This window comes from Prosthecobacter sp. (assembly GCF_044222565.1).
In the GTDB taxonomy this organism is placed as follows: domain Bacteria; phylum Verrucomicrobiota; class Verrucomicrobiia; order Verrucomicrobiales; family Verrucomicrobiaceae; genus Prosthecobacter.
In genome coordinates, this window is record NZ_JBGANA010000018.1 from 74,194 (window position 1) to 89,477 (window position 15,284).

The window sequence follows — 15,284 nt, forward strand, 5'->3', positions numbered from 1 at the left end:
TGGGACAGCGCAAGTGGCACACCCCAGGTATGTTGGCCATTCATGTCATGCCTTCCAGACCTAGGACCTCACAAAGCAGGCCAGCCGGGAGCAGGGGGCCTTCCCAGTGTTTGGCGTGCTGGTTTGTAGCGTGGAACACCACCTTTAAGAAGATGCAATTCGATTGACCGTCCTGCGTTTAGTGGTGTCGTCCCGTCTAATTCCACCCTAATGGATTATCCCAGCGTCCTGGCTGTCGCCGTGCCTGGCAGTGCGGCACGCCGTCAAAACATATCCTAGCATGAAAACCATCGTTGCTCTGTTCGCCCTGTTCCTGGCCATGCCTTTGTGCGCCCAGGTGCCTCAGCTGATCAACTATCAGGGCCGCATCGTGGTGGGCACTGCCAACTTCAATGGTTCCGGCCAGTTCAAATTTGCGCTGGTAGATGGCAGTGGCAGCACGACCTACTGGAGCAATGACGGCACGAGCACCTCCGGCAGCCAGCCCACGGCAGCGGTATCCCTCAATGTCTCACAGGGACTCTATTCCGTCCTGCTCGGTGATCAATCACTGCCGAACATGACCTCTATTCCAGTGGGTGTTTTCAACAATGCAGATGTGCGCCTGCGAGTTTGGTTCAATGACGGCGTGAATGGTTTTCAACTGCTCTCTCCAGATCAGCGCATCGCTGCGGTGGGCTATGCTGTCGTCGCTGCGGGAGTGAATTTGCCCGCCACCACCAGCGCCACCTCCGGAGTCATCCTCCAAAATGGCGGCAGCCTCCTGCATACCTTCGGAGTGCACAATCTCTTCGCGGGACCATCGGCTGGTAATTTTACCCTGACCGGCAGCGACAACATCTCCATCGGTTTCGGCACACTGGCTGCGAACACCACCGGCCACAAAAATGTCGCCATAGGAAGCTCAGCGCTCAGCCTGAACACAACTGGGCTGGAAAACACCGCGCTGGGCTTCAATGCGCTCAACCTCACCACCACGGGCAATCAAAACACCGCAAGTGGCACCTATGCACTGGCCGCCAACGGCACCGGCGGTGCCAATACCGCAAGCGGGTATCAGGCTCTTCTGGACAACGTCAGTGGCAGTTCCAACACGGCTTTCGGCTGGCTGGCGCTGACCAACAACACCACCGGTGGAAACAACATTGGTCTGGGCAAACGGGCGGGTGAAAACCTCACCACTGGCAGCAACAACATCGACATTGGCAATTCCGGTGTGGCGGGAGAGTCCGGCAACATACGCATCGGCACCGGCGGCACTCACACGGACACTTATCTCGCTGGGGTGATCCATGGGGATGGATCGGGCCTGACGGGCGTCTCCGGCTCCAATCTGGCTGGCGGCAGCGTGACGGGCACCCAACTGGCCGCAAATTTAACGCTCGGCGGCACCACAGCCCTCTCAGGAGGTCTCAGTCTTCCCACCACCACTTCCAGCGGCACCGTCGGCGTGATCACCCAGAATGGCAGCAGCTTGCTGCAGACCTTTGGCTCCAACAATGTCTTCGCGGGGAAGAATGCCGGAAACTTCACTCTGACCGGCGGAGACAACGTCGCTCTCGGCTACAACACCCTGGCGGCCAACACCACCGGGCGTAAGAATGTGGCCATCGGCAGCGGCGCCCTGGACGCCAACACGACCGGACTGGAAAACACTGCGGAGGGATTTAATGCCATGACCGCCAACACCACGGGCAATCAAAATACATCCAGTGGAGCCTACACTCTCTTCAGCAATGACACCGGTGGTGGCAACACCGCCATGGGATACACGGCACTCCAGCTGAACACCACCGGTTCAAGCAACACCGCGATTGGATGGCAGGCTCTCAACAATAACACGACCGGCGGAAACAACATCGCCATGGGCAGGCGGGCAGGCCAGAACCTGACCACCGGGGACAACAACATTCACATCGGTCATTCAGGCGTGGCCGGAGAGTCAAACATCATCCGACTGGGCGATGGCACCACGCAGACGGACACCTACCTCACCGGCGTCGTTCATGGCAATGGTTCGGCTTTGAGCGGCATTACAGGCGCAAGTCTTGCCAGCGGAGCGGCCGCCTCCAATCTGGCTGCGGACAATCAGAGCGCCGTCGCCAGCGGCGGTGTCGTCATGTCGGCAGATTCGAGTTCAGCCAGCCTGCTCGGTGCCGGTTACACCAAGCTTGGCCAGGCCTCCGTCGCCGTGGCGGAGTCCTGGGCCCCCACGACAACGACGGGTGCCGCTGCCGGGAGAGCGTATCAAAACGCAGTCTGGACCGGCACTCAGATGATTGTCTGGGGCGGCCAGAACGGCAGCGGCGTGCTGAACACGGGAGGACGCTACAATCCGACGACAAACACCTGGACTGCCACCTCAACGACCAACGCGCCTGTGGCACGCTACAAACAACGCGGGGTCTGGACCGGCACCGAGATGATCGTGTGGGGAGGCAACGATGGCGCCTCAACCCACTACAACACCGGCGGCCGATACAATCCCACCACCGATGTCTGGGTGGCCACCTCAACCACCAATGCGCCAAGCGCACGCACCCAAAACTCCGCCGTGTGGACCGGCACCGAAATGATCGTCTGGGGTGGTGTGGCCAACGGCGGCACGCCTTTGGGCAACGGTGCCCGTTACAATCCCACCACCGACACCTGGACCACCATGTCCACGACGGGGGCACCGTCTGCCCGTACACAGCATGTGGCGGTGTGGACTGGCACTGAAATGATTCTGTGGGGAGGGCTGGCACCCGGCGGTAGTTATTTGAATGACGGGTTTCGCTACAATCCCACGACGAACACTTGGACTGCTATTTCCACAACCAATGTGCCAAGCGCCCGTTCCCTTCCCGTGGTCGTGTGGACAGGGACCGAAATGATCTTGTGGGGTGGGTATAGTGGAACCTATTTGGGCGATGGTGCCCGCTACAATTCCACCACCAACACCTGGGTGACTCTGCCTGCCACCAACGCACCCTCGATCCGCGCCAATGGCACAGCTGTGTGGACGGGAGACAGGATGCTCATTTGGGGGGGATTCAGCGGTGGTGGCACCTACCTTTCGAATGGTGCCAGCTATTCACCGACATCCGATGCCTGGGTGGCGTTGTCCAGCTCCGGCCTCGCTGTCAGAGCAGACCACACAGCGGTTTGGTCGGGCACCGAGATGATCATCTGGGGTGGCAACCCAAGCAACTACTCCGACGGAGCACGTTATTCCCCGTCTCGAACGCTCTATCTCTACCAGCGCAATTGAAGGCGGCGTTTTTCGACGGCGGCCTCAAGCCATCACCTGCCCGCGGCGGATTTCGGAGCCTTTGAAGATGATGCGGAACCGGAAGACCTTCTTTTTGCGGCAGAAAATCTGACCCGTCTGCAGATCAAAGCGCTCCGGAATCTCAATCCGGTGCAGATCCGCCGTGGCGTGATAGCCACGCTCGGAGAAGATGTCGATCAGCATTGCCAGCGCTTCCGGATCATGAAAAAGCTTGTCCTCGGTGTTGATGTCCGCGCGGCCCGAGATCGCATGACGCACGATGATGGGCATCATCTTCTCATGGATGAAGGTCACCACCGCCTGCATGAGCTCCGGCTTCTCCACCTTGTAGCCGTCCAGCCGGCGTACCAGATCCTGCCGCGCATGCCGCACGATCTCGCTGGCCAGCGGCAGATCACGCAGCTGGTCAAACGTGCGCGGATCCAGCTCCAGGGAGCTTTGGTATTCCAGCTCGCGGATGATGTTGTCCTGCACCTGAGCCAGCGGGGCCTGTGCATTGATGAAATGGTAGTGGAAGATCTCCTTCAGCGAGACCAGCGCATCGTACGTCTTCTCTTTGAAGACCTTGTAGCGGTTGCGTGCCAGTGCGGGATTGAAGTCCGTATTCCGCTCCTCCCACAGTTCGCCAAGGCCGGAGCTGCGCACTTCCTCATTGTGCTCCAGGACTTCACGTCCGCGCTTCAACTGGCGGGCGATGCTTTCCGCCTCGTCCACAAACAGCACCATGATGTGGAAAATGGGCTGCTTGAAATGTGCGGCGTCGGGTGTTTCCGAAAAATCCCGGCGCAGGCGGATCATTTCATCAAAAAGCATCTTCAGGCACTCCACCTGCACCTTGGTGCGCGGAAAGCCGTCCAAAATCGCGCCGTTCTGCTGCTCAGGCTCCAGCAGCTTGCGGATGAGAATGCCCACCACCTCGCGGTCGCCCACCATGCCGCCCTGGGACTTGAGCTTCTGCGCCTCAGGACTGTCCAGCAGCGCACTGACCACGATCGGTTCCGCCGTGATGCCGCGCACCTGACGGATGAAATCAGTGTTCGTGCCCTTGCCCGCGCCTGGCGCACCGCCCAGCAGGATCAGTTCCTTGGGAAACCGCAGCTTCTCACGGCCGTAGTCAGCCTCCAGCTGTTTCCACACGTGATTGAAGATGAGCTGGGCATCTTTAATTTCCAAATCCGCAGGGGCGACGGTCTTGGGGGCGGGGTCTTGTGGAGCTGGCTGCATGCTCTGCGCTTATCCCAAGGAGCGGGACTTGCCAAGTCCCGGCTTGAGATTTGCCCTGTTTGTATAAACGCGACGCCAAGGAGCGGGACTTGCCAAGTCCCGGCTTGGGATTGCCTTGTTTGTGTGAACACGACGCCAAGGAGCGGGACTTGCCAAGTTTGGGCAAGGAGCGGGACTTGCCAAGTCCCGGCTTGGACTCTGGATAGCCTGGGCGAGAGCGACACGCTGGGTCGTCGGCACTTGGCAAGTGCCGCTCCTTGGGGGCGTTGGGTTGCTTGGCGCTCTGGGTCTCATCCCACCGCCTGGGCCAGTTCGCTTTCCCAAAGCGTGAATTCGCCTTCTTTCAGGTGCGCCTTGGCGGGGTTGCGTCTGATGTAGCGGATCACGTTTCTCAGATGATCGCCATCGCGGATGAGGCGGTCGAAGTAATCATGCTGCCAAAATGGGCCTTCGACGCCGAGTGTCTCGTTGATCACACCCGCTGTCCGGCGCTTCCAAGTGAAAAGCACCTTTTCCAAAGGCCAGTCTGGATGCAGCACAAAAAGCCCGTGAACATGATTGGGCATGAGGACATACGACAGCAACTCATAACGCTGTCCATGGAAGAACTTCAGCGATTCCTCGACAACTGACCGCAGAGAGGGCTGTCCCAGGACACAAGAGCCCAAACCTTCATCGAGCCACTGATCGACCCGGGCGGAAAACAGCCGATGATACTCGGCCTCGCCCTCAGGCGAAAGCGGTGGCGGGTGGAGCAACTGCCACCGCTTTCGGTCAGAGTCGAGTTCACGAAGCATTTCCACCGGCAGTGAATCAGCCATGCGAAAAGTGACGAAGTAGGTGGCACCCGGTTGCTGCCAGTGCGGCAGGTTGTGACGCGTAACACGAATGTCTTCGAACGGATTGAAGAACTTCATGCGCCGATGAGTACGCAAGAAGCGACCGCGATCAAGGAGCGGGACTTGCCAAGTCTGGACAAGGAGCGGGACTTGCCAAGTCCCGGCATGGAGTCTGGATAGCCTGGGCGAGGGCGATGCCCTGGGTGTCGGCACTTGGCAAGTGCCGCTCCTTGGGGCTTAACCCTTCAACGTCATCAGATAAGCCAGCAGATCTGCCACCTGCTGGTCTTGCAGGGCGTCTAGCAACCCCTCAGGCATGAGGGAGCGGCGAATGAATTTGGTGCTGCGAATCTCCTTTTTGTCCAGCCTCCGGTCCGGCAGGCCCGGCTGGCGGATGACGGTGGCGTTCTTGTCCTCGCTGACAAAAAACGCATCGATCAGGTCGCCGTTTTTCATCTCCACACGGTAGATGCGGTAGCCCGGCTCCATCGCTGCGTTCGGCGTCAGGATGTTCCGCAGCACTGCCTCCAGCCCCATCGCTCCCGCACCACTCAGGTTCGGGCCGATCTGGCCGCCGGCATTGCCGATCTGATGGCAGGCCATGCACAGCGCGCTGAGCGCCTTGCCATTGGCCGCATTGCCCTTCGGTGCCAGCGCAGTGAAGCGCTCAAACTTCGCATCCAGCGCCTTAGCCTGTTCTTCGGTCAGCAGCGGAGGTGTGTCGATCGTTTTGGCAAGACGGGCCCCTTTGCCAAAGCCTCCCGTTTTCCAGCGTTCGGCGGAAGAATACACAAGATCACCTTTTGCTGCTGCAGGGACAAGAATGCGGTCAAAAGTGGCACGGAGTTCCTGTGCGGTGCGTTCGCGCTTCCACACGCGAAACTCGGTCATCACGCCCTCGGTTCCCCCCTTGGGGCCGCTCCAGCCGATCCGGCAGTTCTCCCACTTCAGCGGCGCGGGCTTGCTGGCGGTGGCGTCCAGTTCACCGTTTTGGTAAATGCGGCAGATGCCCTTCGCATCGCGCGTTAAGGCGATGTGCGTCCACAGATCTGGCGTCATGGGTTTGGTGGCGACCACGACGTCATGCAGTTCCGGACCGGCGAAGACTCGGAACTTCGACTGGAAGAAATTCATCTCGCAGCCGCCGGGCACGCCGAGGAGGTCGTCCTGGTTGCCAATGCCTGGGGCGAGTCTTATCCAGGCTTCGACCGTGAAGGGGCCGTCGAGGGTGATCTTGGAGTCCACCCATGCTGTCTCCTCGCCATCTAGCAGGAGCACCTCGCGGAACACTCCGCCCAGCTGCTGCTGGAGTTTTTCGAGGGAGGGGTCGTTGCCGAGGACGGTGGCGAGGCGTTCCACTGTGGGGCCGTCGAGGTCGGTCTGGGGCAGGGATTTGGCGAGCAGGGCGGCGACGATGGCTTGGGCGCCGGCTTTGGAGCTGGCGAGGGCGGTGAGGCCGGAGCGGCGCTGGGCGGGCTGGAGGGTGGGGTAGAGGGCGAGGAGTTTGGGGCCGGCATCGGGAGCGCGGGAGGCGGCGAGGGCTTCCAAAGCGGCGTCGCGAATGGTGAGTTGTGTGTCGGATTCGGCAATGGAGGCGAAAAATTCGGTCGCATTGCTGCGGAGGTCGCGAAGCGCATTGAGGGTGGCGACGGAGGGCTCTTTTTTGCCAAGGGCGACCAACTCGGGTTCAAGGGAGGTGAGCTGGAAGCCGCTGATGAGTTGGAGAGCCATGGGGCTTGACTGGCCATGCAGCATTTCTTTCGCGGTCTCGGTGATCAGCGGTGCGATCTGTTTGGCATCGAGCTTGGTGCGCTGGGCCAGCAGTTTCTCCGCGACGGCAGGGCGGGAGAGGAGAGACTTCAAAGCGGTGCTGACTCCGGGTTCGGTGGGGAATTGAGCGAGCCTCAGCAGTTCCTCGTCATTCGGTGCGCGGTCGAGTTGTGGCAGCAGCTGGGCGACACGTGAGGCGCTGGCTTTGGGTTCGAGGGCAAGTGATGCGAGGACGCGGGCTTCGATGGGGAGCTTGGCCGCGGCAGGGGAGTCGAGGAAAGTGGCGACGACGTCGGGATGGCGTTCGAGGAACATGCGAACGAGGAAGCGTTCGAACTCGCGGTCGTAGGCTTCGCGGACGGGGATTTGTTTGGGGCCGCGAGAACTCTGACCGAGAGGGCCGGGGAGACTGGGTTTGGCGAAGGAGAGGAGTTCGCCGATGTTCTCCAAGGTCAGGCTGCGCCCAAGCATGCGAAGCCGGCTGCTCTCTGCAGGGAACGCGTATTCAGAAGCCGCCCAGTGATTGGCGGGAAGCGCCTTTCGATCCACCAGCGTCTGCCAGGCCAGATGCCTTTTTCCGATGGGGCCGTCTTTGAGAGCTGTGCTGAGTTCATCGCTGCCGAGTTTCGTGAAGTCTGCCACCTCGCTTTTCGTGCCTTTCGGTTTCACCCGCCAGATTCTCCCGCGTGTTTTGTCGCGGTCGGGATGGGCGCGGGGGACTTCGTTGTGGGAGATGATCTTGTTGTACCAATCGACGATGTAGATGCAGCCGTCGGGGCCGTTGGTGAGGCCGACGGGACGGAAGAAGGGATCGTCGCAGGTGAGGAGATCCGTGAGTTGTTCAAGCTTCCAGTAGGCACCATCGCGGTGCATGCCGATGGTTTGAACTTTGGAGGTGATGGGATTGGCGACGGCCATGGTGTGGGCTGCCTTTTTGTCGTGCAGTGCTCCATCTTCGATCAAGGCGAGGCCGCTCAGGCCGGTGCCGCCCATGCGGAATTCGGCGGCGGGAGGGAAGTCGGGCTGGTAGCTCTTCTTGAGCGCCTCCATGCCGCCGGGATAGTAGGCGTACTCGTGGAAGGGCATGATGGGGTAGCCGTAGTCGTTGGCTTCCTGGATGAAGGTCTCGCCTTCGCCCGTCATCACGAGGCCCCAGATGTTGTTGGGGCCGACGCTGGTCATTTCAAATTCGCTGCCATCCGGGCGCATGCGGGCCATGCCGCACTTGGGGTAGTCCACGACTACATCGCTGCCGGGCTTGTGGACTTTGCTGTTGTTAAAGAGGCCTTGGGCCATCCAGATCCAGCCGCCGGGGGCGCGGGTGAACTGGTGGGGAAACAGGTGCGAGTCCTGCACGCCGAATCCGGTGAGGATGACTTCACGCTGGTCAGCTTTGCCGTCGTTATTTGTGTCCTTCAGCAGCAGCAGATCGTGGCCGTGGAGCACGTAGCAGGTGTCGCCATTGCCCCAGGGGAGAATGCCCAGCGGAATGGCGAGGCCGTCGGCATAGACGGTGGGGTTGATGAGTCCACCCGCGGGAATCGGCGCATTCACCGACTCCCGCGGATAGACGAGCACCTTGTCCTTGCCCCGGGCCGCATACACGGCCTCGGCGGCAGCAGGGTTTTCATTCGCATCGACCGGATACTCCAGCGCGGTCTGCGTCCACATTCGCCCTCGCTGGTCAAAGTAAACGCTGACGAATTTGCCGACGCCATCGCTTTCCTGCACCACGAGTTCGATCTCATAGCCTTCGGCCACGTGAAACTTTTTCAGCTGCTCCTGCGCGGTGAGCGCCGTGCCCTGCACGTTGTTGTAGCTGATGTCGCGCTTGGGCTTTGCCGCATCGGCCTGAGGCTTCGGCGGCGGAGCCACGAGTTTGCGTGCGGCATCCACGCCACCGAGGGATTCCCAGGTGGGGGCGTTGGGGGTGGCGGGGAGTTCTTCGACGGTGACGTCTTTGACCTGCACCAGGCAAACGCCTCCACTGTGCACCTGCGGTCCAATCAGACCATCCAGCGCGATGTTCTTGTCGGTCTCGGTGTAGTCGATGCACAGAACGCCATTGATCCACGTCTGAATGCGCGGCCCCTCGGCGCGGATGCGGTATTCATTCCAGCCAAAGACATCCACGGCCTTGTCCAGCGCGGCCTGCTGCTCCGGCGTGGGCGCCCAGATGACCTTGTTGCGGCGGAACTCGTCGTAAATCTTGCCAAACCATCCTGCTCCGCAGTCCACCTGGTATCCGGTCATGTGCGCACCACCGGGCACGCGCAGACTGCGGATCTGGATGCCGCTGTTGAGCATGCCGGTCTTCGGATCTCCGCTGACCTTGATCTTGAGCTTCAGCTCAAAGTTGGAGTAGCTCTTCTTCGTGCAGATGAAGTGGTTCTCCTTGATCTTCTCCGTGGTGGAACCGCCGGTGATCATGCCGTCTTCCACGCGCCAGATTTTGGGATCGAAGTCCCAGCCATCGAGGGTCTTGCCATCAAAGAGAGAAACCGGCTCCGCGTGGAGTGCGGTGGCGAGGAGGAGCAGGGAGAGGATGCGCTTCATGGTTGGAAAGTATTACGGGTGGATAATCGCAGGCTAGCAGGATGGCATGCACGGTGTCATGCCTGAAATGCACCTCACTCTTCAAGGAGCGGGACTTGCCAAGTCCCGGCTTGGGTGAAAGCTTTCCGCCCGTGGCACCTGGCAAGTGCCGCTCCTTGCCAAGCCTGCGTGGCACGCTGTAATTCCCGCATGACCTCCGACCTCACTGAAACCACGCTCGACGGCCCGCGCACGCGGCGCTGGGTGGTGGAGGCGCGGGAGTGTGTGGAGATGACGACGCACCGCATCGCACGCTTTGGCCTGGATGAGGCGCTGCCTCCGTACCGGCGCGTGCGGATGAGTCCGCAGGGAAGTTTTGTCATGGCCTGCGTCAGCGGCGAAGGATCGATCCTTCTCGATGGCCGCTGGCAGCGCGTGACGCCCGGCATGGTCTGCCTGGCACCGCCGCGGGTGCTGAATGCCTTTGCCGCCAGCGGGCGCGAGCGCTGGTGCTTCGCCTGGGTGCGCTACGATGAGCCGAGCTTTGTCACGCCCGTGGTCGGCGCGGCCTCACCGGTCATGCCGACGGCACGGGCGGATGAAATTGTGCGCATCATTCATGGCGTGCGCGCCGAATGGGAAGGGGAGCGCGAACCGCGTCTGCTGCATCACTGGCTGGAACTGCTGCATGCCACGATACGCCGCATCGCGCAGCCATGGCGCAGCCGCGAACCACGTGTGGCAAAGCTGTGGGCGGATGTGGAGCGGGATCTGATGCGCGACTGGACGCTGGCCGAACTGGCACACCGCAGCCACTGCAGTCCGGAGCATCTGCGCCGCCTGTGCATGAAGGAGCTGGGCCGCAGCCCCATGCAGCACCTCACCTGCCTGCGCATGGAGCAGGCCCGGCGATTTCTGGAAGCAGGCAACGACAAGCTGGAAGTGGTGGCCGCCCATGTCGGATATGCAAACGCTGCGATTTTCTCGCGGGTCTTCAAGCGCTGGGTCGGCGTGGCACCGGGGGAGTATCGGGGCGGGGCGTGAGACGATTGAGGCAATCAAAGATCGATTGTACCTCAGGATGGCTGGTGTTTACCTTCTAAGGCTCAAGCCAGTTTTGCACCTTCTGGAATGAGGCCTTGGAAAAAAGCTTCTCGATGGGTGCTGCTTCCGAGGTCCATCAAAAAAGGCGCCCACTCCCCTTCCTTGAGAACGGCCATCCACCAGTCTCCTTCGGCTGATTCGCTGAACTGCCAGAGGATGTGGTAGCCGGACTCATTGCTGAATCCTTCCCGGTCTGCTTGAAGGATTGAAGGTGCTGCAGACCAGATGCGGTTTTTGACAGCCCCAAGGATTTCCCAGCCATTTTTATGCTCCGTTCCACTGAGCACCTGGCATGCATAGATGCTGCGCACGCCTTTAAAGTAGTCCAGCAGCCATTGCGCAGCGCTGGCAGGTCTGCCGTCCGCGAGTTCATCGGCAAATTCTTCCAGCTCTTCTGAGGCCACGGAGCCGCTCTCGACCAAGTTGCGCTCGATTGCGGCGATTTCGCGGCCGTCGTCATGGCTCAGAATGAGCTGTTCCCAGTCATTATTCGTGCCGACCGCAAGCGTAAGCCTGGCCTGAAGATTGTTTTCCTCGATGGCGGATGCCAGCTCTGCCAGCGGCACACAGGCAGACGATGTGCTAAGGACGCGAATGTAATATCCCATGATTGATCCAATCATAAGTATATTCACGAATGGCTGGCGAACCAAAAATCTCCTCTTAAAGCACTGCGCTGGTTGGGGCAGCGAGATGCCCATGAATCAATGTGCGCACATTAGGCAGCCAGTCTGTGTGCAGATCCGAGCTTGCCAGTTTTAATTTTGGCTCCTAGTCTGCTTTCTTTATTATGCAAAGCGACCTTGCAGAAAGCATCCGCAGCAACTTGCTCACCCAGGCGCTGATCGTGGTGCTCTGTGTCTCTTTCTCGAGCAGCCGTCATCGGCAGACCAACGACATGGTGGAGCTGGAGAAGCTCTATGTGACACACCGTCTGCTGACGGCGACGACGGGAGATGTGCGGCATGACGACAGCGAGTTTGAAGAATCGGTTTCAGACAAACTCGCGGCGGACATGGAGCGCGGATTCACGATGGGGGCCACGGCTCTGGAGGTGGATTCTCTCGCGGTGTTCTTGTCGAAGACGAAGGCGGACTATGATCCGCCGGTGCACCGTCTGTCACTGCCCAGCGGCGGATGGCTGAGGTTCCGCGCCAGCCATCATTCGTTCAAAGAGCTGGCTCCGCCGCCTGCGGGCAGTGTGGTTCCCCTGTATGAGATCACCCTTCTCGTGGGGGAGAATTCAGACCTGCACCGCAGGAAGCCGTATGCCATCAAGCTGACAAACGCGGAGAAGAGCAGGCACCCCGCGTCTGGCAAGACGGCGTGGGACCTCATGCCGGTGCGTGCGGAGGCAGACCACCATGACGAACCCTTCAGCGCCACGGACATCGAAAACCGCATCCGCCTCAAAGCTCAGGCGTGGACGCAGGCCACGGATTCCGTGGGCAGCCTGTACGCCGCCTGCCGCTACTCTTATGAAAACGAGCAGATCACCATTCCCATGGTGAATGTGAGCCTCTCCGCCAGCCTGGCGCTGGCCGCGCTGGCGCTGGTCTCCACGGCGCTGAGTGCGCACGCCTCCCACGAGTGCCGGAAGGCCCACGCCGGAGAGGGGGCGGAAGAAGGCAGCGGCCTGCTGATCCTGCGGCCCGTCGGCGGGACGGTGCCGCCCGGCTGGTGGCACCATGTGGTGGCGCAGGCGGAGGTCTTCTTTGTGCAGCCTCCTTATTGGGCCGGACTGCTCGCCCCGGTGATCTGCTCCCTGCTGCTCGGCCTCATTCACCGGGATGTGGAGTTCTGGTGGCTGGGCTGGCTGCTGCTGCCCTTTGCTCTGGCGTATTCCATCTTGCTCGGAAAGCGGATCGTCGGCGCTTCATGGAAGCATCATTGATGCGTGCTTAGACTGGAGCTAGGGCCGGAGCGCGGCGTTTAGCGGGGCACCAGGTCTCCGCGGTGGCGGGGCCGGAAGACGCTTCTGGAGGACGGGCTGCGCGAAGTGGATGATGGGTTCGCTTTCCGGATTGCGTTCAAGAACCCAGGGGAGCACTCGCTAACGCTCGGCACCCCTGGGCTGCATGACGGAAGGCCGTTGGCCTTCAAGACAGAGACAGAGACAGAGACGAAGGCGGAGGCGAAGGCGGAGGCGAAGCAGTCAGTCTATGCCGCAAACTTCAATATAAGGTGCGCGCTACAGGTCTTGTCATTGGTTCTTTTCCATCATTGACGCGCCCGCCCGGAATTCATTAGATAGCCGCCATGTGGCGCTCATTCTTTGGCATCGGGATCTTGCTGACTTCAGTCCTTGCCGCAGAGGAGCCCACGGCGCTGCGTCTCGTCGCCGATTTGAATCCAGGTCGTGAAAGCGCGGGCTTCTTTGATTTCTATGTGTGGGGAGGTCAGGTGTGGTTTGTCGCAGGGTATGATCAGGGCGGCAAATCGGTGGCTGGGCTCTATCGTTCCGATGGCAGCACGGGGGGCACGAAGCGCATCAAGGACATTCCGTGGCAGGCGCAAGGCTCGCGCTTCGACAATCCGTTTGTGTTTGAAAACCGGCTCTATTTTCAGGGGCCAAATGCGGGGCTGGGGAAGGGCAGCCGCGTGTGGGTGACGGACGGGACCGAGGCGGGCACACGACCCATCTCCGAAGATGGCAAAGACGTGTGCGATATTTACAAACCTTTTCTCATCGGAGACCGCCTGGTGCTCTCACTGCACGGCGACTACGACGGTCACGGCCTGGTGGCGCTCAATCTTCACACTGGCAAGACCGAGACCCTCGCCGTGCCGTTTTCGGGTTGGGAAGACTATACGGATGGCGCCATGCTCGATGGAGCCATGCTGAAACTGGATCTGGATGGCAAGGCTTTCTGGAGCATCGACGGCACACGCGCTGGAATGAAGAAGCTGGAGATCAAGGGGCTGCCGTCCTTTGAACAGGATGACGGTTTCCATCAGCTTCTTGCCCTTCCCAATGGTGTGCTGATGATCCCGAACGGCAGCAGGCGCCCGGTCGAACTGTGGCATACAGATGGGAAATCTGCGTCCAAGCTGGCCGCATTTGAATGGTCCATGCCGGCGATTCCTTCCCACTGGCTCGGCCGCGTTGGAGACCGTGCCATTTTGCTGGCAGAGGCCGCCACACGGCGCTGTGCCCTGTGGGCCAGCGATGGCACGGCTGCAGGCACCTCAATCATCTGGGACAGCGATCCGTATAAAGACGCCGCTTTCTCCCACACACAAAATCATCGCGCGACACCGGTGCTCGCACGGGACCGGCTCTACTTCACCATGGATGACGGTAAGCATGGCATGGAGCTTTGGGTGAGCGACGGCACCAAGAGCGGCACCCACCTCGTCACGGACATCGCCCTCGGCAATGAAGACGCGGATATCTTCGAGCTCTTCCCTCTGGCCGATGGCCGCGCGCTGGCCCAGCGCAAAAACGGCAGGTCCGGCACCGACCTGTGGATCACAGACGGCACGGACGCCGGCAGCTTGAGGCTGGCCACCTTCAACCGGTCAACCAACGTGGTGGCCGTGCTCGGCGGCATGATTCTCGTGGTGGCTGAAAGCGATGCGTTTGGCCGTGAACTGCACGCGCTGGACGTGCCTGCGCTGTTGCCGGCAGGCGGAAGCGAAGCTCCGGCAAAATGAGCAATGATATTGCCGAGCGTGGAAAACACGTTGGCTCAGAAGCATCCGCAGGATGGCGTTCTCGCCCCGTATAGACCAACTCTCAAAAATCTCGTCACATTGCCCGGGCGGCGGAGCGGCCCCATTGGCTGCGTTAGTCGCTTGCCTGTTATTCTTCAATAACAGGCGGCGCTCCCGCCTTGCCACTGGGGCCGCTGCGCTCGCCGGTTCAATATGACAATCTTTTCGAGAACTGGTCTAAATAGAAAGCACTGCCTGAGCGCGCCAAGAAGCCAATTTATTTCTTCACCAGCTTCATGAGCGTCTCGTGCAGCTCTTTGTCCTCGCCATTGCGGGTCTGAATGTCGAATACAGGTTCGGTGATGGGTGACATCATGATCGGAGCCATCAGAGGCTTGTCTCCCAGCAGGACCAGCACCTGATGTTTGACCGCCCTCCGGCTCATCGCTGTGAAGGCTGCCGCATCTTCATCCAGAAGCGTGATCCGAATTCCTGAGACGCCCTCCAGAAGCTGCTGCCCGCCTGAAACGACGGCAGGCTTCTTGTAAAGTTCGACACGCTTCAACTGGCGGAGAACCAGATCTGCGTCAGGCGAAATGTAGCCATGCTGCCGATGCCCCGGCAGATCCACCCGCTTCCAGCCTTCGACTTCGATGTTGCTCACGATGTGGAAAGTCAGGGCAGGGGAAGTCTCTTTGCCCGTCTCCTCAGCCCATGCGGACATGAGGCAAAGAGCGAATGCCGCACACAGAGCTAGAATGGCGGGAAAGGTTTTCATGGAGGTATTTAGGTTAAAAGGTGTGGGCTGTGATCTTTTTCGTGATTGACATGGATGAATAATTTTAGGCTAATGGCTTATATTTGGTAAATTCAAATATCTT

At 60.3% G+C, this 15,284-nt stretch carries 9 protein-coding genes; 4 read left to right on the forward strand and 5 right to left on the reverse strand.

Features of this window, described 5'->3' with window-relative positions; all coding sequences use genetic code 11:
- Positions 1-280 precede the first annotated feature (280 nt).
- On the forward strand, positions 281-3,253 hold the full coding sequence (locus tag ACILSR_RS23225; RefSeq protein WP_395752194.1) for a beta strand repeat-containing protein: 2,973 nt from the start codon (positions 281-283) through the stop codon (positions 3,251-3,253).
- Positions 3,254-3,277: 24 nt separating this feature from the next.
- On the opposite strand, the gene ACILSR_RS23230 is transcribed toward ACILSR_RS23225, so the two are convergent.
- The 3 genes from ACILSR_RS23230 to ACILSR_RS23240 all read right to left on the reverse strand — a co-directional run bounded on the left by ACILSR_RS23230 (position 3,278) and on the right by ACILSR_RS23240 (position 9,663).
- Positions 3,278-4,498 carry a nucleoside monophosphate kinase gene (locus ACILSR_RS23230; protein WP_395752195.1) on the reverse strand — a complete coding sequence of 407 codons (1,221 nt, stop codon included), beginning with the start codon at positions 4,496-4,498 and terminating at the stop codon, positions 3,278-3,280.
- Between the two features lie 290 nt (positions 4,499-4,788).
- Positions 4,789-5,415, reverse strand: coding sequence for a transposase (locus ACILSR_RS23235; RefSeq protein WP_395752196.1), 627 nt, complete (start codon positions 5,413-5,415; stop codon positions 4,789-4,791).
- Between the two features lie 159 nt (positions 5,416-5,574).
- The gene (locus ACILSR_RS23240; protein WP_395752197.1) at positions 5,575-9,663 is read right to left on the reverse strand and encodes a PVC-type heme-binding CxxCH protein; all 4,089 of its coding nucleotides are present in this window, start codon (positions 9,661-9,663) and stop codon (positions 5,575-5,577) included.
- A gap of 189 nt (positions 9,664-9,852) precedes the next feature.
- Here ACILSR_RS23240 and ACILSR_RS23245 point away from each other — a divergent pair, with 189 nt between their 5' ends.
- Complete coding sequence (locus ACILSR_RS23245; protein ID WP_395752198.1) at positions 9,853-10,686, forward strand: AraC family transcriptional regulator; 834 nt, start codon at positions 9,853-9,855, stop codon at positions 10,684-10,686.
- A gap of 62 nt (positions 10,687-10,748) precedes the next feature.
- Here ACILSR_RS23245 and ACILSR_RS23250 read toward each other — a convergent pair whose 3' ends face one another.
- Positions 10,749-11,354: a hypothetical protein gene (locus ACILSR_RS23250; protein ID WP_395752199.1), complete on the reverse strand. Its 606-nt coding sequence runs from the start codon at positions 11,352-11,354 to the stop codon at positions 10,749-10,751.
- 182 nt (positions 11,355-11,536) lie between these two features.
- Between ACILSR_RS23250 and ACILSR_RS23255 the strand changes: the two genes are divergently transcribed.
- Together ACILSR_RS23255 and ACILSR_RS23260 are read left to right on the forward strand one after the other, a co-directional pair.
- Entirely contained in the window at positions 11,537-12,640 is a 1,104-nt protein-coding gene (locus ACILSR_RS23255; RefSeq protein WP_395752200.1) for a hypothetical protein, read from the forward strand.
- A 365-nt stretch (positions 12,641-13,005) separates the two neighbouring features.
- A complete protein-coding gene (locus tag ACILSR_RS23260) occupies positions 13,006-14,403 on the forward strand; it encodes a hypothetical protein (RefSeq protein WP_395752201.1) in 1,398 nt (465 codons plus the stop codon).
- Between the two features lie 277 nt (positions 14,404-14,680).
- Here the strand turns inward: ACILSR_RS23260 and ACILSR_RS23265 are convergent, their stop codons facing one another.
- Entirely contained in the window at positions 14,681-15,181 is a 501-nt protein-coding gene (locus tag ACILSR_RS23265) for a hypothetical protein (RefSeq protein ID WP_395752202.1), read from the reverse strand.
- Positions 15,182-15,284 lie beyond the last annotated feature (103 nt).

What these genes read in the sequence shown, in the direction of transcription:
- ACILSR_RS23225 (WP_395752194.1), top strand. Translation starts at nt 281, where the DNA reads ATGAAAACCATCGTTGCTCTGTTCGCCCTGTTCCTGGCCATGCCTTTG.
- ACILSR_RS23230 (WP_395752195.1), bottom strand. Translation starts at nt 4,498, where the DNA reads ATGCAGCCAGCTCCACAAGACCCCGCCCCCAAGACCGTCGCCCCTGCG.
- ACILSR_RS23235 (WP_395752196.1), bottom strand. Translation starts at nt 5,415, where the DNA reads ATGAAGTTCTTCAATCCGTTCGAAGACATTCGTGTTACGCGTCACAAC.
- ACILSR_RS23240 (WP_395752197.1), bottom strand. Translation starts at nt 9,663, where the DNA reads ATGAAGCGCATCCTCTCCCTGCTCCTCCTCGCCACCGCACTCCACGCG.
- ACILSR_RS23245 (WP_395752198.1), top strand. Translation starts at nt 9,853, where the DNA reads ATGACCTCCGACCTCACTGAAACCACGCTCGACGGCCCGCGCACGCGG.
- ACILSR_RS23250 (WP_395752199.1), bottom strand. Translation starts at nt 11,354, where the DNA reads ATGGGATATTACATTCGCGTCCTTAGCACATCGTCTGCCTGTGTGCCG.
- ACILSR_RS23255 (WP_395752200.1), top strand. Translation starts at nt 11,537, where the DNA reads ATGCAAAGCGACCTTGCAGAAAGCATCCGCAGCAACTTGCTCACCCAG.
- ACILSR_RS23260 (WP_395752201.1), top strand. Translation starts at nt 13,006, where the DNA reads ATGTGGCGCTCATTCTTTGGCATCGGGATCTTGCTGACTTCAGTCCTT.
- ACILSR_RS23265 (WP_395752202.1), bottom strand. Translation starts at nt 15,181, where the DNA reads ATGAAAACCTTTCCCGCCATTCTAGCTCTGTGTGCGGCATTCGCTCTT.